The following is a 21,312-nucleotide window of genomic DNA, read 5'->3' as shown; positions in this document are numbered from 1 at the left end:
GAACGATGACGCGGTCTAACCGGCTGCCATCCGCACCTTTCGTGCCTTCAACCCGGCAATCAACGACGGCCCCAACGCCACCAGCGCCGACCCCAGTACCACCAGCACCGCACCGCCATAACCCAGACCATTGATCGTCTCGGCATGCACATAGTCAGGCCACAGCCATGCAGCCATGGCAACCGCCGCAAAGGTCACCAACGGCGTGATGGCCAGCGTCGCGCTGACCCGGGAGGCTTCCCAATGGGCCAGGGCCTCGGCAAACGCGCCATAGGCAATCAGGGTGTTGAGGCAGCACGCCAGCAGCAGCCAACCCTGCAAGGGGTTCAGTTGCAAGGCTTCGAGCGGATGCACCCACGGCGTTAACAGCAGCGCGCAAAACAGGTAGATCACCATCATCACTTGCAGCGAATTCCACACTGTCAGCAATTGCTTTTGCCCCAGGGCATAGAAGGTCCAGACTGTGGACGCCAGCAGCACCAGCAACACGCCGGCGGTGTAATCGGTCAACGATGTGAGCAGCTCGCTCAAGCGCTGATTGAAAAACAGTGCAAAGCCAATCAGAAGCACCAACAGGCCAATCCCCTGCCCCAGGCTGAAGCGTTCCTTGAACACAAACACGCTGGCAATCAGCAGCATGATCGGCCCCATCTGCACCACCAGTTGCGCCGTGCCGGCGCTGAGCAGGTTGAGTCCCATCAGATACAACACGTAATTGCCCACCAGGCCGAGCACAGCCATCAGCACCAGCCAGCCCCCACGCGGGCCAAGCACTTTACGGCTGGGCAGGCGTTTCGTCGCAGCCAGGTAAATGAACAGACAGCCGCCGGACACCATCAGGCGAAACCAGGTCACCGTCACCGGGTCCATCACCAGCAACACCTGCTTGAGCTTGATCGGCAGGATTCCCCACAACAACGCGGTCAACAAGGCCAGGAACAGACCGTAGACCCAGCGACCCGATGAAACGTGCATGTGAACCCCAATGCCAAAGTACAGGAGCCGTCATTCTAGGCCCGCAGCGGTGGCGTACACAGGGACAGTTTCGGTCTGGCCGCGAATGAAACTGTGCGGGTCGTAATCTTCAGGTGATGTTTTTTGACCGTGGCACGCCCATCGCGAGCAAGCTCGCTCCCACAGGTTTTGTGGCGTACACAAGATTAATGATCGCCGCAAAACACTGTGGGAGCGAGCTTGCTCGCGATGGCTATCTTACTGACAACGAGAAATATCGAGGCTTACCGCACCGCTTCAAACAGCCCGGTTGCCCCCATCCCGCCACCCACGCACATGGTGACGATGCCGTAGCGCAGATTGCGTCGCTGCAATTCGCGAACGAGATGCCCGACCTGGCGTGATCCGGTCATGCCGAACGGGTGACCGATGGAAATCGACCCACCGTTGACGTTGTACCGGGTGTTGTCGATTTCCAGCCGGTTGCGGCTGTACAAGCACTGCGAGGCGAACGCTTCGTTGAGTTCCCACAGGTCGATGTCGTCAATCCGCAAGCCCTTGGCCTTGAGCAGTTTCGGTACCGAAAACACCGGGCCGATGCCCATCTCGTCCGGCGCGCAACCGGCCACGGTAAAACCGCGGAAGAACGCTTTCGGCTTGAGCCCCAGTTCCAGGGCTTTTTCCAGGCTCATCACCAGAGTCATGGACGCGCCATCCGACAGCTGCGAGGAGTTGCCGGCCGTGACCGAGCCATCGTCGGCGAACACCGGCTTCAACCCGGCCAGACTTTCCAGAGTGGTGTCCGGGCGGTTGCAGTCATCGCGGTCGACGATGCCATCGAGAATCTGCGCCTGACCTGTCGCCTTGTCTTCGACGCGGTATTTCACCGCCATCGGCACGATTTCGTCGCTGAACAGCCCGGCGGCTTGCGCCTGGGCAGTACGCTGCTGGCTTTGCAGGGCGTACAGATCCTGTTGTTCGCGGCTGACGTTGTAGCGACGGGCAACGACCTCGGCGGTCTGGCCCATCGGGAAGTAGATGCCCGGCACCTGCTCCTTGAGCAGCGGGTTGATCAGGTTATCGGTGTTGACGCTTTTCATGGTCAGGCTGATGGACTCAACGCCACCAGCGACGATGATGTCACTGCAACCCGAGGCGATCTGGTTCGCGGCAATGGCAATCGCCTGCAAGCCCGAGGAACAGAAACGATTGAGGGTCATGCCGGCCGTACCGATGCCCAGGCCCGACAGCACCGCGACGTTGCGGCCGATGTTGAAGCCCTGGGCACCTTCGTTGGAACCGGCGCCAACGATGCAGTCCTCGACGCTCGCCGGATCGATACCAGTGCGCGCCAACAGCGCGTTCACACAATGGGCCGCCATGTCGTCCGGGCGAGTCATATTGAATTTACCGCGAAAGGATTTGGCCAGGCCGGTCCGCACGCTGTCGACAATCACCACTTCACGCATGGCATACCTCATTGTTGTTATCGGTTGAGAGTGGATCGAGCATAAGCCCACCCAATTACCGACTGCGACAATCATTCATCCCGCGTATGCGCAACCATCGCCTCAATCCTTGCCCTTGCCCTTCTTGCGTTCACGCCGGTCGGATTTTTCGAAAGCCTCCTCCAGTGCCCGATTGATGGTGCGCAAGACCTTGACCCGCGCCCAGCGCTTGTCGTTGGCTTCCACCAGAGTCCATGGCGCAATCTCGGTGCTGGTACGGTCGACCATGTCGCCGACCGCCGCACGATAGTCGTCCCATTTTTCACGGTTGCGCCAGTCGTCCTCAGTGATCTTGAAGCGTTTGAAAGAAATTTCCTCGCGTTCCTGGAAGCGCTCCAGTTGCGTCTGTTTGTCGATGGCCAGCCAGAACTTGACCACGATCACACCGGCGTCGGTAACCTGCTCCTCGAAATCGTTGATCTCGCTGTAGGCGCGCAGCCAGTCTGCCGGACTGCAGAAACCCTCGATGCGCTCCACCAGCACCCGGCCATACCAGGAGCGGTCGAACACAGTGAACTTGCCCCGGGCCGGAAGGTGCCGCCAGAAACGCCACAGATACGGTTGCGCCCGTTCTTCTTCGGTGGGCGCGGCAATCGGCACGATGCTGTACTGGCGCGGATCAAGCGCTGCCGCTACCCGGCGAATCGCCCCGCCCTTGCCGGCCGCGTCGTTGCCCTCGAACACCGCCACCAACGCATGGCGGCGCATGCGTTTGTCACGCATCAACCCGGAGAACCGCGCCTGTTCGGTGATCAGCTGTTCTTCGTAATCTTCTTTGTCCAGCTGCTGGGTCAGGTCCAGGCTGTCGAGCAGGTTCACTTGATCGACACTGGGAAACACTGGCGCGGCGCTGACCTTTTCCGGATGGATCGTCGGCCGCTGCAATGCGCCGTGCAGCCCCTCCAGCAGAATCCGCCCCACGGCCAGGCTGCGATAATGTGCATCCGCCCCGGCGATCACATGCCAGGGTGCATAGTCGCGGCTGGTGCGGCGCAGGACGCGCTCGCCGTACTTCACGAATTTGTCGTAGGTTTGCGACTGTTGCCAGTCCAGCGGGCTGATGCGCCAACTGTACAGCGGGTCGTCGGCCAGCGCCTTGAGGCGTGCCTTCATTTGCTTCTTGGAGAGGTGGAACCAGAACTTGAAGATCAGCGCACCTTCATCGCACAGCATCTTTTCCAGGCGCTCGGCGGAATTGATCGCCTGGTCGAGTCGCGGATCCTTGAACTCGCCATGGACCCGTCCCTGCAGCATCTGGCTGTACCAGTTGCCGAAGAAAATCCCCATGCGGCCCTTGGCCGGGAGCATCCGCCAGTAACGCCAGGCCGGTGGCCGCGCCAGCTCTTCGTCGGTTTGCTGATCAAACGTGCGAACCTCGATCAAGCGCGGGTCCATCCACTCGTTGAGTAACTTGATCGTCTCGCCCTTGCCGGCGCCTTCGATGCCGTTGATCAAAACGATCACCGGAAACCGGCGTTGCTGCTGCAATTCGAATTGCGCTTCGAGCAACGCTTCGCGCAGGGCCGGTACTTCGGCGTCATAGATGTCTTTGTCGATGGCGTGATCGATTTCAGCAGATTCAAACATGAGCGGCTCCCTTCCAGATGTGAGCAAGCCTAGCGGATTGAACTGAAGGCCAGCAGAGATTTTCCTGATGGTCCCCCTCGCCACAAAGAGCTTGGTCACTCCGCCGATCGGCTAGAATGGCGACCTTGCCGTTGCCGAGCCTGCCATGAAACCTGTATTGCCCCACGCCCAACTCGACTGGGACGACCAAGGTCGCCCGTATTCGCGAGTGTTCGACGATGTGTATTTCTCCGACCAGTCGGGGCTGGACGAAACCCGCTATGTATTTATCGAGCAGAACCGTTTGGCCGAACGCTTTGCGACCTTGCCCGAGGGCGGGCGACTGGTCATCGGTGAAACGGGATTCGGTACCGGGCTGAATTTTCTGTGCGCCTGGCAGGTGTTCGAGCAACACGCGGCGGCCGGGGCTCGGCTGCATTTTGTCAGCGTCGAAAAGTACCCGTTGAGCCCGGCCGACCTGCAACGGGCCCTGGCACTGTGGCCGGAACTCAAGGTGTTTGCCGATCAATTGCTGGCGCAGTACGTGGCGATCCATCAGGGCTTTCAGCGCCTGACGCTGGACAACGGCCGCGTCACCCTGACCCTGCTGATCGGCGATGCGCTGGAACAACTGCCCCAACTCGATGCCCGAATCGACGCCTGGTTCCTCGACGGTTTCGCTCCGGCGAAAAACCCCGACATGTGGACCGCCGAATTGTTTGCCGAACTGGCGCGCCTGGCCGCTCCCGGTGCATCCATCAGCACCTTCACCAGCACTGGCTGGGTGCGACGCCTGCTCAATGCCGCCGGCTTCAAGATGAAACGCATCCCCGGCATCGGCCACAAATGGGAAATCCTGCGCGGCGAGTTCCTCGGCTGGCCTCAGGAAACGCTGGCCCCGGCCCTGGACAAACCCTGGTTTGCTCGCCCGGCTCCACTGGCCGGCGAGCGTCAGGCACTGGTGATCGGTGCCGGGCTGGCCGGTTGTGCCAGCGCCGCCAGCCTCGCCGCGCGGGGCTGGCAAGTGACATTGCTGGAACGCCACGACGCCATTGCCCAGGAAGCCTCGGGCAACCCACAGGGCGTGCTCTACCTGAAGTTATCGGCCCATGGCACGGCGCTGTCGCAAATGATCGTCAGCGGATTTGGCTACACCCGCAGACTGCTCGAACACTTGCAGCGTGGCAGCGACTGGGATGACTGCGGCGTGCTGCAACTGGCGTTCAACGCCAAGGAAGCCGAACGCCAGATGCAATTGGCGGCGGCATTTCCGGTGGACTTGCTGCACCTGCTGGATCAACCCGAGGCACAGGCGGTGTCCGGGATCGGCCTGGCACACGGCGGCCTGTTCTATCCCGAAGGCGGCTGGGTGCACCCACCGGCTCTGTGCCAATGGCAAGCCGCTCATCCAAACGTTCATCTGCATGTACATCACGATGTGCTCGAACTGCGCAAGGCCGATGGCCAGTGGCAGGCCTGGGATGGCGAGCGCTTGCTCGCCAGCGCACCGGTCGTGGTGCTCGCCGGTGCCGCCGACATCCAGCGTTTTCCCGAAAGTGCCGGGTTGCCGCTCAAACGTATCCGCGGGCAAATCACCCGCCTGGCGCAAACCCCGCAAAGCCAGGCTCTGGGCACGGTGGTCTGTGCCGAAGGCTATGTCGCCCCCGGGCGTTTGGGCGAACACACCCTGGGGGCCAGTTTCGATTTCAAGAGCGATGACCTGACGCCGACCACCGCAGAACACCTGGGCAACCTGGCCATGCTCGAAGAGATTTCCCACGATCTGGTCACCCGCCTGGCGATCGACCGCCTCGCCCCTGAAAGCCTCCAGGGTCGCGCCGCCTTTCGCTGCACCAGCCCTGACTATCTGCCGATCGTCGGCCCGTTGGCCGACGCGCAGTCGTTTGCCGAAGCCTATGCCGCACTGGGCAAGGATGCCCGGCAGGTGCCCGACGTCGCATGCCCATGGCTCGACGGTTTATACGTCAACAGCGGCCACGGTTCGCGTGGTCTGATCACTGCGCCATTGTCCGGGGAGCTGCTGGCGGCGTGGCTGGACAATGAGCCCCTGCCGTTGCCCAGAAGCGTGGCCGAAGCCTGTCATCCCAATCGGTTTGCCTTGCGGTGCCTGATCCGGGGCAAGTAGTCGATACCGCCGTCGAGGGCGCCCGCACAGCGGCTCTCGGCCCGGGGCTCGCCCGCTTATAACTCATTAATCTAAAACTCCCCTTACCGAGGTGGGTCAGTCTCTGAGTACCCGCCATTTCGGCGCGGTATCGATTGACCCTCCCCAACGGAAAAACCGGTAAGGAATTTATGTGCGGATTAGCTGGCGAATTACGTTTTGATCATCAACCTGCAGACCTTGCAGCCATTGAACGAATCACCCATCACCTGGCCCCTCGCGGCCCCGACGCGTGGGGCTTTCACAGCCAGGGGCCGGTTGCCCTGGGCCATCGGCGCCTGAAAATCATGGACCTGTCGGACGGCTCGGCGCAGCCGATGATCGACCCGCAATTGGGTCTGTCCCTGGCCTTCAACGGCGCGATCTACAACTTTCCTGAACTGCGCGCCGAGCTTGAAAGCCTGGGTTACGCCTTCTATTCCGGTGGCGACACCGAAGTGTTGCTCAAGGGTTATCACGCCTGGGGCGAAGCCCTGCTGCCGAAGCTCAATGGCATGTTTGCTTTAGCTGTCTGGGAGCGCGATGCCCAATGCCTGTTCATCGCCCGCGACCGTCTCGGCGTGAAACCGTTGTACCTGTCACGCACCGGCCAGCGCCTGCGCTTTGCTTCCGCGCTGCCAGCATTGCTCAAGGGCGGCGACATCAATCCGCTTCTCGATCCGGTAGCCCTCAATCATTATCTGAATTTCCACGCCGTGGTCCCGGCACCGCGCACCTTGCTGGCGGGCATTGAAAAGCTGCCGCCGGCCACCTGGATGCGCATCGAAGCCGACGGTCGCACCGAGCAGAAAACCTGGTGGTCCCTGCCCTACGGCCCGCATGCCGATGAAATGAACCTGACCCTCGAAGACTGGCGCGACCGTGTGCTCGACAGCACCCGCGAAGCGGTAGCGATTCGTCAACGTGCGGCAGTGGATGTCGGCGTGCTGCTGTCCGGTGGCGTCGATTCAAGCCTGCTGGTGGGCTTGTTACGGGAAGTTGGCGTGGACAATCTGTCGACCTTCTCCATCGGCTTCCAGGATGCCGGTGGCGAGCGCGGTGACGAGTTCCAGTATTCGGATCTGATCGCCAAACACTATGGCACCCGGCACCACCAATTACGCATCGATGAAAAAGAGATCATCGAACAACTGCCCGCCGCGTTCCGCGCCATGAGCGAACCGATGGTCAGCCACGACTGCATCGCCTTTTACCTGTTGTCCCGGGAGGTGGCCAAACATTGCAAGGTGGTGCAAAGCGGCCAGGGCGCCGACGAACTGTTCGCCGGTTACCACTGGTATCCACAGGTGGATGGTGCGAGCGATCCATACGCGGCGTACCGCGAAGCGTTTTTCGACCGCAGTTACGACGACTACGCCGCCACCGTGCAACCGACATGGCTGACCGCGACTGACGCCGCTGGCGACTTCGTCAAAGCCCATTTCGCCCAGCCCGGTGCCGATGCGGCGGTGGACAAGGCCTTGCGCCTGGACAGCACAGTGATGCTGGTGGATGACCCGGTCAAACGCGTCGACAACATGACCATGGCCTGGGGTCTGGAAGCACGCACGCCGTTTCTCGACTACCGCCTGGTGGAGCTGTCGGCACGGATTCCGGGACGCTTCAAACTGCCGGACGGCGGCAAGCAAGTCCTGAAAGAAGCTGCGCGGCAGGTGATTCCCGCTGAAGTGATCGACCGCAAGAAAGGTTACTTCCCGGTGCCGGGCCTCAAGCATTTACAGGGCGATACGCTGGACTGGGTGCGCGAGTTGCTGCTCGATCCCAGCCAGGATCGCGGCCTGTTCAACCCCACGATGCTCGACCGTCTGCTAACTGATCCACAGGGACAATTGACGCCGTTGCGCGGTTCGAAGCTGTGGCAACTGGCGGCCCTCAACCTGTGGCTCAGCGAACAAGGAATCTGACCGATGAAACCTCATGCCACGGCTTTCAGCCAACGCCTGTTGCGCGGCCAGTCACCTTCCTACGAACGCTTGCAGGCTCGTCTGGCCGAGGATGGCAGTGAACTCGGCGGAGCACCGATTGCCGTGCATTGCGGCTGGGGCCGTTTGTTGATCGGCCACACCTTTGCCGATGCCGCGAGCCTCGCCAGGGAGTTGCTCAACGAACAGCCCGGCGAGCGGGACATTGCGCTGTACGTCGCCGCGCCCCAGCAAGTGCTGGGGCTGGAGCCGACTCAGCTGTTTCTCGACCCGTCCGACACCTTGCGTCTGTGGTTCAGCGATTACCGTCAAGCGACCCGGGTGTTTCGCGGGTTCCGCATTCGACGCGCGCAAAGCGAGGCCGACTGGCAGGCGATCAATCAGCTGTATCAGGCGCGCGGCATGCTGCCGATCGACGCCACCCTGCTCACTGCGCGTCACCTGGGCGGCCCGGTGTACTGGTTGGCCGAAGACGAGGACAGCGGCGCGGTCATCGGCAGCGTCATGGGCCTCAACCACCACAAGGCCTTCAACGATCCGGAAAACGGCAGCAGCCTGTGGTGCCTGGCGGTCGACCCGCATTGTGCGCGGCCGGGTGTCGGTGAAGTGCTGGTGCGGCATTTGATCGAGCATTTCATGAGTCGCGGGCTCGCTTGCCTCGACCTGTCCGTGCTGCACGACAACCGCCAGGCGAAAAACCTTTACGCCAAGCTCGGTTTTCGCAACCTGACGACCTTCGCCATCAAGCGCAAGAACGGCATCAATCAACCGTTGTTTCTCGGGCCCGGCCCGGAGGCCGCGTTCAATCCGTACGCGCGGATCATTGTCGAGGAAGCACACCGTCGTGGCATTGATGTGCAAGTCGATGACGCCGACGCCGGGTTGTTCACCCTCAGCCATGGCGGGCGCCGGATACGCTGCCGTGAATCCCTGAGCGACCTGACCAGCGCCATCAGCATGAGTCTGTGCCAGGACAAAAGCCTGACCCACAAAGTGCTCAAGGATGCCGGGTTGAACCTGCCGGCACAGCAACTGGCCGGTACCGCCGATGACAATCTGGCGTTCCTCGATGAGCACATCAGAGTGGTGGTCAAACCGCTGGACGGCGAACAGGGCCAGGGCGTGGCGGTGGATTTGCAGACCATCGAAGAAGTTCAGCACGCCATCGAAGCGGCCCGCCACTTTGACAGCCGCGTTCTGCTGGAAAGCTTCCACGAAGGCCTTGATCTGCGGATTCTGGTGATTGGTTTTGAAGTGGTCGCCGCTGCGATTCGCCGCCCCGCCGAAGTGGTGGGCGATGGTCAGCACTCCATCGGCACGCTGATCGAAGCCCAGAGCCGGCGCCGACAAGCCGCCACGGGCGGTGAAAGCAAGATCCCGCTGGATCACGAGACCCGGCGCACCTTGAATGCAGCCGGTCATGACTACAGCAGCATTCTGCCGGCTGGTGAGCGTCTGTTCGTACGACGTACAGCGAATCTACATACCGGCGGAACACTCGAGGATGTCACCGCGATTCTGCATCCGACGCTGGCAGATGCCGCCATTCGCGCCGCGCGGGCGCTGGACATCGCCGTGGTTGGCCTGGATTTGATGGTGCCCGCCGCCGATCAGCCCGAATACGTGTTTATCGAAGCCAACGAGCGGGCCGGGCTGGCTAACCACGAACCGCAGCCCACGGCGGAGCGGTTTGTGGATTTGTTGTTTCCGCACAGTCAACCGGCGGTCTCGTAGTTCTGTGTTGTCAGGACTGGCCCCTTCGCGAGCAGGCTCGCTCCCACAGGAGAATGCAATCCAATGTGGGAGCGAGCCTGCTCGCGAAGGCGGCCTGACAGGTAGCCACAAACCTTTTCATCGAAACCATCGATGCCCTCAACTCATCAGGAGTTTCCATGACCAGCAAAATCCCCGAACCGGACCTCGGTTATCTGCAAAAAGTGCTGCTGGAAATGCTCGCCATTCCCAGCCCCACCGGGTTCACCGACACCATCGTGCGCTACGTCGCCGAACGCCTTGAAGAACTGGGCATTCCCTTCGAGCTGACCCGTCGCGGCACCATTCGCGCCACGCTCAAGGGCAAGAAGAACAGCCCTGACCGCGCCGTTTCCGCCCACCTGGACACCATCGGCGCGGCGGTGCGGGCGGTAAAGGACAACGGCCGCCTGACCCTCGCGCCGGTCGGCTGCTGGTCCAGCCGCTTTGCCGAAGGCAGTCGGGTCAGCCTGTTTACCGACAACGGCGTGATCCGCGGCAGCGTGTTGCCGCTGATGGCGTCCGGGCACGCGTTCAATACCGCCGTGGATGAGCTGCCGATCAGTTGGGATCACATCGAGTTGCGTCTGGACGCCTACTGCACCACCCGCGCCGACTGCGAGTCGCTGGGCATCAGCGTCGGCGATTTCGTCGCCTTCGACCCGCTACCGGAGTTCACCGAAAGCGGCCACATCAGCGCCCGCCACCTCGACGACAAGGCCGGGGTGGCCGCGCTGCTGGCAGCGCTCAAGGCTATCGTCGACAGTGGCCAGGACCTGATGATCGACTGCCATCCGCTATTCACCATCACCGAGGAAACCGGCAGTGGCGCCGCGGCGGCATTGCCCTGGGACGTCAGTGAATTCGTCGGCATCGACATTGCACCGGTCGCACCTGGCCAACACTCCAGCGAGCACGCGGTGAGCATCGCGATGCAAGACTCCGGCGGGCCCTACGACTATCACCTGTCGCGCCACCTCCTGCGCCTGGCCAGCGACAACGAGCTGCCGGCACGCCGGGACCTGTTCCGCTACTACTTCAGCGATGCACATTCGGCGGTAACTGCCGGCCACGACATTCGCACCGCCCTGCTCGCCTTCGGCTGCGACGCCACCCACGGTTACGAACGCACCCACATCGACAGCCTCGCCGCCCTGAGTCGCCTGCTCGGTGCGTACATCCTCAGCCCGCCAGTGTTTGCCAGCGATGCGCAACCGGCCAAAGGGTCACTGGACCGCTTCAGCCATCAGCTCGAACACGATACCCAGATGGAAAGCGATACGCGGGTGCCGTCGGTGGACAGTCTGGTGGGGCAGCGGTCGGAGAACTGATCCTGGATCTACATTGCCTGGTAAACCGCTATCGTCGGAACGCCGCCCCGAGCAAGCTCGCACACAGTTGATCGGTGGTGAATACGATATCCGGTTCGCCGCTGCTCCCTGTGGGAGCGAGCTTGCTCGCGATGGCAGCTGATCGAACTACATAAAACGACCAAACTAGCGGCAATCTCGCATTCGCCGTAGCATCGCGCCATTGATTGAACCGAGGTGCCTATGCTGATCCCCTACGACCAACTTCAAGTCGACACCCTCACCCGTCTGATCGAGGATTTCGTGACCCGCGACGGGACGGACAATGGTGACGACACGCCCCTGGAAACCCGCGTGTTGCGCGTGCGCCAGGCCTTGACCAAGGGGCAGGCACTGATTGTCTTCGACCCTGAAAGCGAGCAATGCCAACTGATGCTCAAGCACGACGTGCCCAAGCACCTGTTTGACTGAGGCCTTCAGCGTCCCTTGGTTTTCGCCGGTTTTTTCTGGCCCTTGAAGTTGCGCGGCCTGCCGCAGGCCTGCAATGCTCCGGCAGCAAACCAGTCTGGACCGACAGCCACGACATACCCTGCTTACGGAGAGGTCTGACAAGCCGGATGATTGCAGGGACGATCCGTCAGGGTGCGGAAAATCGCGGCCCGAACAGGATGATACTTGCGCCGAGCACACACAGCGCCACGCCGAGCCAGTCCGATCCCAGCGGACGAATCCGCTCGACCACGGCCAACCAGCCGATGGACGCAATGATATAGATGCCGCCGTAAGCGGCGTAGGCGCGGCCGGCGTAGGTGGCTTCAATACGGGTCAGCAGCAGGGCGAACAGGGTCAGGCTGATGAGCGCCGGCACCACCCACCACATGCTTTTACCCTGACGCAGCCACACCCAGAAGGCAAAGCACCCGGCAATTTCGAACAGCGCGGCGAGGAAAAACCACAGGTAATTGAGCATGCAAGCGTCTCGCGAGGATGGCCGATGGCGGCCACCCTAACCACAGCGTTGCCTGCGAGCAAGATCAGCTTGCGGATTGCCTGGCCTTGGCGCGCATTTTGTCGGCCATGGCGGTCATTTCGTTGTAGAGCAGTTGCGGGTTCTTCTGTTTGATCGCCCAGGCCATGCGGCCCTGTTCGTGGGGCAGGATCATGAACTCGTCGGCAGCAACCTGCCGATAGATGTAGTCGGCGATGTCGGCGGCGCTGATCGGCGAGCTCTCCAGCAACTTGCCGACCTGGGCCTTCATGGCCGGCGTCGGGCCGCGAAACGAGTCCAGCAGGTTGGTCTGGAAGAACGACGGACACACCACATGCACGCCCACTTCCTGATGCGCCAGCTCGATCAGCAGGCTTTCGGACAACGCCACCACGCCCGCCTTGGCCACGTTGTAGTTGCTCATCGCCGGGCCTTGCATCAGCGCGGCCATGGACGCGATGTTGATGATCTTGCCTTTGCTTTTTTCCAGCAATGGCAGGAAAGCCTTGCAGCCCTTGACCACGCCCATCAGGTTGATCGCGATCTGCCAGTCCCAATCCTCCAGGGACAACTCACTGAAGAAGCCGCCAGAGGCTACACCTGCGTTGTTGACGATGACATCGATGCCGCCGAGCTTGACTTCGCAGGCCTGGGCGAACGCCGTCAACTGGCTGTAATCGCGCACGTCGCAGCGCTGGATAAAACCATCACCACCGGCTTCGCGAACCAGCTTGAGGGTTTCCTGCAAGCCGGGCTCAGCGACGTCTGACAAGGCCAGTTGCCAGCCTTCACGCGCCCAGCGCAGCGCGATTTCGCGACCCAGGCCAGAGCCTGCACCAGTGATCATCATGCGATTTTGCATAGCAAACAGCCTTGTTGTTCTCGGAAGATGCATCGAGTGTAGCGAAGGAAATTGCCTGACCCACGCTCCATCAGATTGCTGAATGGCCCGAGCAAACCGCGGGAGCGTCTGAAGTAACTAATGCAACAACAAGAAGTTAAAGACCTGTTCGAAATACTTGAAAAAAATCTGGAATTATCCTGCGAGCGCGAGAGTCGGACTTATTAAGCAGCTCGAATTCACTTCATTCCCGCTGACCTTGATTGGCAGGGTCAATCCACTGCATTTTCGACAAGGAAACAGACATGGGCACAATACTGATCATCATTCTGATCCTGTTACTGATCGGTGGTTTACCGGTCTTTCCGCACTCCAGAAGTTGGGGTTATGGCCCATCCGGAATCCTCGGCGTGGTGTTGGTGGTACTGTTGGTCCTGCTCTTGCTCGGGCGAATATAAAAATTCGCCAGGCAAAAAAAAGAGGCCCTTGAAGGGCCTCTTTTCCATTGCGTCACAACTTACTGCGGTGTGCCGTGAACGACACCGGCGGTGTTGTCCAGCAGGCTCTTCGTCGCGGTTTGCAGGAACGCTTCGAGCTTGAGTTTCAACTCGGCGGTACGCGGTGCATCGTCAATGATCTCGGCGTGCGCCGTTGCGCCCATTTCATACTGGTACAACTTTGGCGCCATGTCCTTTTCCTTCGGCAACACCAGGATCTGGTCGTCGCTGAGGATGGCCGTGGTCTGCTCGTTGCCCGAAGGTTTGATCACACCAAAACCCTTGTCGCCCTCAGGCAGGTTGAGCAGGTCGCGGCCCCAGCATTGCTGGCGGGTTTCGCCGCCCAGGCGGCCCATGATGGTCGGTACGATGTCGATCTGGGTGCCCACGGTATGGTCACGCTGGCCGAACTTCTCCTGGATGCCCGGTGCGATCATCAGCATCGGGATGTTGAAGCGGCCCAGGTCCATTTCGGTGATCTGCTGTTCGTTGCCAAAACCGTGGTCACCGACAACGATGAACAGGGTTTCCTTGAAGTACGGCTCCTTGCGGGCCTTTTCAAAGAACTGGCCCAGCGCCCAGTCCGCATAACGCATGGCGGTCAAGTGCTCGTTCAGGTTGCCGCGATTGGTCACGCGCTCGACCGGCAATGGCGTCGGCAAGGCGTATGGCGTGTGGTTGGACAGGGTTTGCAGCAAGGCATAGAACGGCTTGCCGTTTTCCCGCGCCTTGAGCTCTTGCAGGCTGCGATCGAACATATCCTGGTCGGACACGCCCCAGGTCGGGTCGGAGAACACCGGGTTAACGAAGTCGTTACGGCCGATGAAGTTGGTCATGCCCTGGTTGCTGAAGAAGCCCGACTGGTTGTCCCAGGCGAAATCGCCGTTGTAGACGTACACGTCGTCATAGTGACGGGCACTGAGCAATTGCGGCAGGCCAGACAGCTTGTGGCTGCCTTCCGGGGTCTGCATCAGGTATTCGAAACCCGGCAGGTTCGGGAAGCACCCCATGGTGGCGAACATACCCTGGTGGGTATGGGTACCGTTGGAGAAGAAGCGGTCGAACAGCAGGCCTTCCTTCGACAGTTTGTCGAGGTACGGCGTGATGTTGTCCGGGCCACCCAACGCTCCGACCGAGTGACCGGCCATGCTTTCCATCAGGATCACCACGACGTTCTTGATCGGCAGCGTCTTGTCGGCCGGCGGCGTGTAGTCACGACGTACGGCGGCGATATCGGCCTCAACCAGTTTTTCGTCCGGCAGCACCAACATGTCACGCACGATTTGCTGGGCTTGCTCCTGCGGCAAGGTGGCCTTCCAGATGTTGTCGCGTTCCTCGGACATCCGGCTCTTGGCAGCCGCCACCAATTGCAGGGTACCGTTGAGGCCCAACTGGTTGGCGAAAATCGAGTTGGTGGTGTAGACGTCACCCCAACGCAATGGCGGACCTTGACGCAAAGTGCCACGCGCAGCGACCACACAAACCAGCAGGCACACCACGAATACCGCGATGCGCGCGTACCATGGGGCAACCTGGCGGGTGCCGATACTGCCGCCACTGAACGGGCCACGGGGACGGGTTGCACGGTCGGCGCCCTTGAATGCCAGGCTCAGGATCCAGGTGCCCACGGCCCATGCCAGCAGGTAGCGAACCACCGGGAAACCGTACCAGAGCATGCTCATCACGGTTTTCGGATCTTCCTTGACGTACTGGAAGACCAAGCCGTTGAGGCGCTGGTGGAACTCACGGTAGAAGTCCATTTCCATCAGGCCCAGGAACAGCGCAATGCTGGAGACGACCGTCAGCCAGAGACGGAACAGCCCGCGTGCGGCCATGGCCCGGGCGCTGAACAATGCCAGCAGCAATGGAATGCTGAGATAGACCACCAGGCGCACGTCGAAGCGCAGACCGTTGGCGAATGCCTCAAGGAAAGTCGAGGCCGGTGTGTCGAGGATCATCGAGCGGTTGTAAACCAGCAGCGCGACGCGCAGCAGGCTGAACATGACCATCATGACCAAGGCACACAACAGCGTGTAGGCCAGATGCGATTTGACGGTCGGTTGCAGCAGGCGACTAGAGGCTCGCTGCTGATTCAGGGCGTCCGGGATTGCCATGTCGTTTTAGGACCCATTGGAAGTTTAAGTTTCGAAAATACAGCTGCGCCTTGCCCTCTTTTCGGCCCGTAACAAGGCCCGGGGTTTGCGCGGTGCGCAAATGTTGCACGATCAACGGCAGCATTGCCATTGATAACTACCCTCATCCCGACTCTTTCATCCTGCATTCAGGAATACGCAGCGTGTTGCGCGAGAGCCGGCAAATTGTCTTGGAGAGTTGGTGAAAATTTCGTGCAACGCATATCCGGAAACAAATTAAAGCCTGCGCACCGGTCAAAAACGCAAACGCCCCGATCGAGTCGGGGCGCTACGAAGTCACCTCAAAAGAACGACACAGTTACTTCTCGGCGCGTTCCTTGAGAGCTTTCAAGGTATTGAACGGGGCATCCACCACGAACTTGTTGGCCACCATCGACGGCACGCTGCCGCCCGGTTCGGTGTGCACCTGATAGGTCACTTCGATCTGGTCGCCCTTGGGTACGAACTTCCAGAAACCATCGACCTTGGCGACCCGGACGAAGCCTTTTTCTTCAGGAAGGTATTTCGGTACGCCTTCGAGTTTGCGGGTCAGGCTGCCATCGGCACCTTCGATGGTGGTGACGTGCAGCACCGAATCACGGGGAGTAACCGGCCACGGGGTGTTGAACTGAGTGTAGGTCCAGCTCTGGTTACCTTCGTGCTTGAGCAGCTTCTGGGTTTTGCATTCGTGAATCCAGGCGCAGGCTCCGGACACGTCGTCCTGCAACGCACGCAGCTTGGCCACAGTGGTCTTCATCAGCGTGACGCCCTGGTAGGCCTTGTAGTCGGACCCGGCCACTTCACTCAGGGAGATCTTGATGCCGTCTTCGTCTTTTTTGACTTTCCAGTCTTCGGCCTGGGCCGCCGAGGTAGCCAGCACAACCGTCAAACCACACAGCACAGCAATACGATGCAGCGAACCCATAGTCTTATTCCTTATTGTTGAAGTTCCGTTCGTAGAACACATCACGCCGCCGTCATTTGCTCCCACCAGCCGATCAGCCGAATGGCTTCCTCGCTGCTGCTCCCGCACACCTCGGGGTCGGCCTCGAAGGCGGAACACACCGCCGGCCGTTCCGGCTGGCCGAAAATACTGCACAGGTTATCCGGGGAAAGTTGCAGGCAACGCTGCCCCGCGGCTTTGCCGTTGGGCATACCGGGAATCGGTGAACTGATGGAAGGGGCAATGCAACACGCGCCACAGCCCTCACGGCATTTCATGACGACAAGCTCCTCGCGACGAGCAATGTGTTAAAGGACGGGGCACAGAGTACCCGCTAAAACAGTTGTTTTAAATTACCTGCGGGCGGGTTTTTCAACGCAAACGAGCGTGACCGGGCAGTCTCCGACAAAGCGTCTGCCCTGCGGCTCGCGGATCTTGACGACTTACTGTTTGAACTCGAAATCCAGTGCTGCGCCTTCGACCTCGCGGCGCTCTTCATTGCGCAGTTGCAGCTGCATTTCATTACTGAGCAGACGGCCGTTGAGCTGGAACGGGCTGCTGCCACTTTTGTCACCGAACATCTGGGGCAACAGCGGTTCGCGACTGGACAACGGTACCGTTCCGACCGGCTTCAGTTCTTGAACCATATCCTTGGGCAAGCTCAGGTCCAGCTTGGCGGATGGAAGCTCGGTCTCTACCACTTCGCTGGCCGTTTTCGATTTGGAGGCAATGGGTGGATGCTTTTTCGCGGGAGCCGCCGTTTTTTTGGCCGACGAGGCTTTTTTTGCAGGTTCGGCTTTTATCGGTGCTACGTGGAAACTGCCGGTAGCCTGTTCCTGCTCGGTGGCGGCAACGACGGATGCCGGCTGAATACTCGCAAACAGGCAGAGCAATAGCCAGGCGGCAGGAAAAATCGGTTTCATGTGTCCCACGGTGGGTGCAAACGGCAGAGGTGCCTATGCTCGCCTGTTGCAGCCCACAAGACAAGCACAGTAGCAGCCTGTTACAAACCGCCTGCCATCTCCTGGCAGAGTTGGGTGGCCAGCATGCCCAGGGTCATCAACGCACGCTCGGCTTCACGGTTCCATGGCGTGCCGCAATTGAGGCGAATGCAGTGATTGAATTGCTCGGTATTACTGAAGATCAGTCCCGGCGCAATACTGATGCCCTGCTGCAAGGCCCGCACGTGCAACTCCTGGGTGTTGACCCGCCCCGGCAGACTGACCCACAGAATGAAGCCACCGGTAGGCCGGGTCATCTGCGTGCCTTCCGGGAAATACTGCTGCACCGCCAGTTGGAAGGCGCTGAGGTTCTTGCGGTATTCCTGGCGGATGAAGCGCAGATGCCGATCGTACCCGCCATTTTCCAGGTAAGCGGCGATACCCATCTGGGTCACGCTGCACGCAGAATGCGTACTGAACGTCTGCAAGCGCTGGATTTCCTGCTGATACTTGCCGGCAATCATCCAGCCGATCCGCACGCCCGGCGACAGGGTTTTAGAGAAGCTTGAGCAATAGATCACCCGGTCCAGCCGATCGTAGGCCTTGAGGGACTTGGTGCGCCCCTGTTCGAACATCAGCTCACCATAGATATCGTCTTCGACAATCTGGATATCGAAATCCGACGCCAGGCGCAGCAGTTGTTTCTGCCGCTCTTCAGGCATGGTGCCGCCCAATGGATTACTCAGGCGGGTGGTCAGCACCAACGCCTTGATCGACCATTGGTTGGCTGCCAGTTGCAGGGCTTCCAGGCTCATGCCCGTGGCTGGATCACTGGGGATCTCGATGACCTTGAGGCCCAACAGATCGGCCAGTTGCAGCAACCCATAATAGGTCGGCGACTCGGCCGCAATCAGATCGCCCGGACGGGTCAGCACGCGTAAAGACATCTGCAGCGCATCGACGCAGCCGTGGGTGATCACCACTTCCGATGGGTCGACCACCACGCCCGCATCGCGCATGCGGATCGCCACCTGTCGGCGCAACGGCTCGAAACCGGGGCTGAACATGTAACTGAATGCCCGCGGGCTATGGAAACGGGTGACTTTGGCCAATTGCTGATGCAGTGCCCGTACCGGCAAATAGTCGACACTCGGCACTGCGGCGCCCAGCGGGAACACGCCTTCACGACGGGATTCCACCAGGACTTGTTGAATGATGCTGCTGCGGGTGACCAGGCCGGGGCGCTCGACCCGGGCGATGTCCGGTGTCGGTGCGGTCAGTGCCGGCGTCTGGTGCACGTAATAGCCCGACTGCGGCCGGGCGCGGATCAGCCCCTGATCTTCGAGATTGGCATACGCCTGCAACACCGTCGCATGGCTGACATTGAGCTGCGAGCTCATCTTGCGCACCGAAGGCACGCGCTCTCCCGGCTGATAGACCCCACGGCGGATGTCTTCGGCCAGTTGTTGAGCAATACGTTGATAGAGCAAAAGATTGGTCATGACGCAGCACTCGATTTCACGGGCATTTTATTCTTGTGTGAAACAATACCGGAACAGTTTAGAAGTGTACGGGGACAGTTGCCACAATAGTCGACCGTACAGTGCAGTGTCAGCAAAATCTGTACTGTTTTGTGCGGTAATCGGCAGCCAAAAAAAACCCGGCACTGCATGGCAGGCCGGGTTTTCCAGCGACGCAACCCTTAGCGGGCAGCGCCGAGCTGGCCCTTTTCGTCGGAAAACACAATTTCCACCCGACGATTTTGCGCTCGCCCCCGTTCCGACGCATTCGCGTCCACCGGATATTCGTCGCCATAACCCTCGACCTGGATGCGCTTGTCGTCGATGCCCAGATCCATCAGTACGTCAGCCACCGATTGTGCGCGGTCGCGGGACAGCCTGAGGTTTTCCTGTTTGCCCCCGGTACTGTCCGTATAACCTTCGATCCGCACCACGCGCTTGGGGTTGAGTTGCAGGAACTGCACGATCTTCAACACCACACGGTTGGCCGAAGGTTTCAATTCCGCTTCGCCGGTGTCAAACAGCATGTCGCCCAATGTCATCACCAGACCGCGGTCGGTCTGGCTGGTCGTCAATGCCAGGATCTGCTCTTCAAGCCATTTGCCCTGCTGCTGCACGCTGAACAGTTTGGATTCACGCAGTGCCAGTTGCAGGCGCTGCCGCTCCAGTTCGAGTTTTGCCGCTTGCTCTTCGTTAAGCGCCTGATTGGTGTGTTCCCGGGCAATAGCGCTGTAGCGCTGGCTCAGGTAGGCGTAATGCACCACGTCCGAACCGCTGCCCCAATAGCTGGACAGACGATCGGCGCGGGCCAGGGACTCACCGGCGCGAATCACGTCCTTGGGGGCGATTCGCAGCACATTGGAGTCTTCCTTGACCTTCTGAAAATCGGTTGCTGCCTGCTGCAACGCGCTCTCGCTGTGCTGGCTGGCGCAACCAGACAGCACGGCGCAGCCTGCCAGGATCAAACCGCCGATGGCTTTGCTCTTGAGGCTCATTCGGCATCTCCCAGTTGCTTGCGCAGGCGGGCGATGCGGGCGTTAAGCACGTTCAACTGTTCCTCGCTCTTGGCCGTCAACACCTTGGCTTCAGCCAGACGCGCATCGAGTTCGGCCTGTTCGGCCCGCATGCGTGCGTTTTTGAAGGATTGATCAGTCATGTTGCCCTTGGCGCGGTTGAACTTGTCTTCGGCCAGTTTCATTTCCGGCACATCGTCGGCGGTGGCGCCCACGGCCTTGGCCTGTTCGAGTGCCTGTTCGGTCAGGCGAATCTGTTCATTCGGCGCAGGATCGGTTGCACAACCGGCCAGGAGCACAAAGGCCACGGCAGCGAAAAGAGGTCGAATACTCACTAAATATCCCTACTGTTTTGGGGTACTGACGGGTTGTTGCGAGGGTTGCTGCGGTTGTGAGCGCTGCGCCTTCCAACGCTCGATATTGCGCATCAGCACGGCTTCCGTCAGTCCGGACGCGGGCAATTCTGTCATCTTTTTGGCCAACTGTCCGCGCAACCACGGATCGTTGCAGGCCGAGTCATGGGAAATCGCCAGGTACAGGCCAGGCTTGTCGACCGGCTGCAAGCGAGCGACCAAATCACCAGCCATGCCCAGAGCCTGTGCGGTCGCCATGCCCGAGTAACGTCCTGCCAGTACGAATTCGACCTCACCCAACAGCAGCTTCTGAAAGGCCTGGGTCAGGTTGGACGTGCGTGCGAGGGTTAATTGCTGTCCGGCAAAGGTGCTGAATTGCGGAGTCAATCGGGCCTTTTCCGACACGGCTCCGGGATGGCCGTGCAGGTCCTGCGCCTGGTTGTAGACCAGCGACGAGTCCTTGCGCGTCCAGACCAGATAGTCGTTTTCCAGCAAGGGTGGATGGATGTAATCCAGGGTTTCCAGCCCGCTGACCGTCAACGCTGCGTCCGCCAGCATGTCCATGCGCCCGCTGCGCACTTCGTCCAGGGCCTGGGCGCGTTTGCCGGCATAAAGCAGTTCGACCTTGAGCCCCAACTCCCCCGCCACTTGCTGCAGCAAATCGGCGCTGGCACCGATCAGGTGTCTGGGATTCTGCGGGTCTTGCCACAGGTACGGTGGCGCGTCCGGGCTGCCGGTTACCACAAGGCGTTCGCATTTGCCTGCGGCGAAAGACAGCGCCGGCATAGCCGACAGCCCTATCAGTAACGACCAGCCGCACAGGCGACGCAGATCCATGGCATCACACTCCCACTCTAATCAGGTAATCCCCTGTAGGAGCGAGCATG

At 60.5% G+C, this 21,312-nt stretch carries 19 protein-coding genes; 6 read left to right on the top strand and 13 right to left on the bottom strand.

The window, feature by feature from the left end:
* Positions 1 to 15: 15 nt before the first annotated feature.
* The 3 genes from PMI31_RS09635 to pap all read right to left on the bottom strand — a co-directional run bounded on the left by PMI31_RS09635 (position 16) and on the right by pap (position 4,049).
* The gene (locus tag PMI31_RS09635; RefSeq protein WP_008017766.1) at positions 16 to 975 is read right to left on the bottom strand and encodes a DMT family transporter; all 960 of its coding nucleotides are present in this window, start codon (positions 973 to 975) and stop codon (positions 16 to 18) included.
* Positions 976 to 1,238: 263 nt separating this feature from the next.
* On the bottom strand, positions 1,239 to 2,423 hold the full coding sequence (locus PMI31_RS09630) for a thiolase family protein (RefSeq protein WP_008017765.1): 1,185 nt from the start codon (positions 2,421 to 2,423) through the stop codon (positions 1,239 to 1,241).
* A gap of 102 nt (positions 2,424 to 2,525) precedes the next feature.
* A complete protein-coding gene (gene pap / locus PMI31_RS09625) occupies positions 2,526 to 4,049 on the bottom strand; it encodes a polyphosphate:AMP phosphotransferase (RefSeq protein ID WP_008017763.1) in 1,524 nt (507 codons plus the stop codon).
* Between the two features lie 145 nt (positions 4,050 to 4,194).
* Between pap and mnmC the strand changes: the two genes are divergently transcribed.
* The 5 genes from mnmC (at position 4,195) to PMI31_RS09600 (ending at position 11,668) form a co-directional block, all read left to right on the top strand.
* Positions 4,195 to 6,174 carry a bifunctional tRNA (5-methylaminomethyl-2-thiouridine)(34)-methyltransferase MnmD/FAD-dependent 5-carboxymethylaminomethyl-2-thiouridine(34) oxidoreductase MnmC gene (gene mnmC, locus PMI31_RS09620; protein WP_008017762.1) on the top strand — a complete coding sequence of 660 codons (1,980 nt, stop codon included), beginning with the start codon at positions 4,195 to 4,197 and terminating at the stop codon, positions 6,172 to 6,174.
* Positions 6,175 to 6,344: 170 nt separating this feature from the next.
* Positions 6,345 to 8,117: an N-acetylglutaminylglutamine amidotransferase gene (locus PMI31_RS09615; protein ID WP_008017759.1), complete on the top strand. Its 1,773-nt coding sequence runs from the start codon at positions 6,345 to 6,347 to the stop codon at positions 8,115 to 8,117.
* Between the two features lie 3 nt (positions 8,118 to 8,120).
* A complete protein-coding gene (ngg, locus tag PMI31_RS09610) occupies positions 8,121 to 9,869 on the top strand; it encodes an N-acetylglutaminylglutamine synthetase (RefSeq protein WP_008017757.1) in 1,749 nt (582 codons plus the stop codon).
* 158 nt (positions 9,870 to 10,027) lie between these two features.
* Positions 10,028 to 11,218, top strand: coding sequence for an osmoprotectant NAGGN system M42 family peptidase (locus PMI31_RS09605; protein WP_008017755.1), 1,191 nt, complete (start codon positions 10,028 to 10,030; stop codon positions 11,216 to 11,218).
* Between the two features lie 222 nt (positions 11,219 to 11,440).
* Positions 11,441 to 11,668 carry a YheU family protein gene (locus PMI31_RS09600; protein ID WP_008017754.1) on the top strand — a complete coding sequence of 76 codons (228 nt, stop codon included), beginning with the start codon at positions 11,441 to 11,443 and terminating at the stop codon, positions 11,666 to 11,668.
* Between the two features lie 166 nt (positions 11,669 to 11,834).
* On the opposite strand, the gene PMI31_RS09595 is transcribed toward PMI31_RS09600, so the two are convergent.
* Both PMI31_RS09595 and PMI31_RS09590 read right to left on the bottom strand, forming a co-directional pair.
* Positions 11,835 to 12,167, bottom strand: coding sequence for a YnfA family protein (locus PMI31_RS09595; RefSeq protein ID WP_008017753.1), 333 nt, complete (start codon positions 12,165 to 12,167; stop codon positions 11,835 to 11,837).
* A gap of 64 nt (positions 12,168 to 12,231) precedes the next feature.
* Positions 12,232 to 13,047: an SDR family oxidoreductase gene (locus PMI31_RS09590; RefSeq protein WP_008017751.1), complete on the bottom strand. Its 816-nt coding sequence runs from the start codon at positions 13,045 to 13,047 to the stop codon at positions 12,232 to 12,234.
* 284 nt (positions 13,048 to 13,331) lie between these two features.
* Here PMI31_RS09590 and PMI31_RS29850 point away from each other — a divergent pair, with 284 nt between their 5' ends.
* Positions 13,332 to 13,484: a DUF3309 family protein gene (locus tag PMI31_RS29850; RefSeq protein WP_008017750.1), complete on the top strand. Its 153-nt coding sequence runs from the start codon at positions 13,332 to 13,334 to the stop codon at positions 13,482 to 13,484.
* A 59-nt stretch (positions 13,485 to 13,543) separates the two neighbouring features.
* Here PMI31_RS29850 and PMI31_RS09580 read toward each other — a convergent pair whose 3' ends face one another.
* The 8 genes from PMI31_RS09580 to PMI31_RS09545 all read right to left on the bottom strand — a co-directional run bounded on the left by PMI31_RS09580 (position 13,544) and on the right by PMI31_RS09545 (position 21,262).
* Complete coding sequence (locus PMI31_RS09580; RefSeq protein WP_008017749.1) at positions 13,544 to 15,637, bottom strand: LTA synthase family protein; 2,094 nt, start codon at positions 15,635 to 15,637, stop codon at positions 13,544 to 13,546.
* Between the two features lie 337 nt (positions 15,638 to 15,974).
* Complete coding sequence (locus tag PMI31_RS09575; protein ID WP_008017748.1) at positions 15,975 to 16,580, bottom strand: START domain-containing protein; 606 nt, start codon at positions 16,578 to 16,580, stop codon at positions 15,975 to 15,977.
* A gap of 41 nt (positions 16,581 to 16,621) precedes the next feature.
* The gene (locus PMI31_RS09570) at positions 16,622 to 16,876 is read right to left on the bottom strand and encodes a YkgJ family cysteine cluster protein (protein ID WP_008017747.1); all 255 of its coding nucleotides are present in this window, start codon (positions 16,874 to 16,876) and stop codon (positions 16,622 to 16,624) included.
* A 165-nt stretch (positions 16,877 to 17,041) separates the two neighbouring features.
* Entirely contained in the window at positions 17,042 to 17,521 is a 480-nt protein-coding gene (locus PMI31_RS09565; protein ID WP_008017746.1) for a hypothetical protein, read from the bottom strand.
* A gap of 80 nt (positions 17,522 to 17,601) precedes the next feature.
* Entirely contained in the window at positions 17,602 to 19,041 is a 1,440-nt protein-coding gene (locus tag PMI31_RS09560; RefSeq protein WP_007973699.1) for an aminotransferase-like domain-containing protein, read from the bottom strand.
* Positions 19,042 to 19,241: 200 nt separating this feature from the next.
* On the bottom strand, positions 19,242 to 20,054 hold the full coding sequence (locus PMI31_RS09555) for an OmpA family protein (RefSeq protein WP_008017745.1): 813 nt from the start codon (positions 20,052 to 20,054) through the stop codon (positions 19,242 to 19,244).
* Positions 20,051 to 20,407 (bottom strand): DUF4398 domain-containing protein, encoded by a 357-nt coding sequence (locus PMI31_RS09550; RefSeq protein ID WP_008017743.1) that lies wholly within the window; start codon positions 20,405 to 20,407, stop codon positions 20,051 to 20,053. The genes PMI31_RS09555 and PMI31_RS09550 overlap by 4 nt, the downstream gene beginning before the upstream one ends.
* 9 nt (positions 20,408 to 20,416) lie before the next feature.
* Complete coding sequence (locus PMI31_RS09545; RefSeq protein WP_008017742.1) at positions 20,417 to 21,262, bottom strand: substrate-binding periplasmic protein; 846 nt, start codon at positions 21,260 to 21,262, stop codon at positions 20,417 to 20,419.
* Positions 21,263 to 21,312 lie beyond the last annotated feature (50 nt).

The organism is Pseudomonas sp. GM55, assembly GCF_000282395.1.
Classification (GTDB): Bacteria; Pseudomonadota; Gammaproteobacteria; order Pseudomonadales; family Pseudomonadaceae; genus Aquipseudomonas; species Aquipseudomonas fluorescens_CC.
The sequence above is the reverse complement of the archived record's forward strand: the minus strand, read 5'-3'. Positions and strand labels throughout refer to the sequence as shown.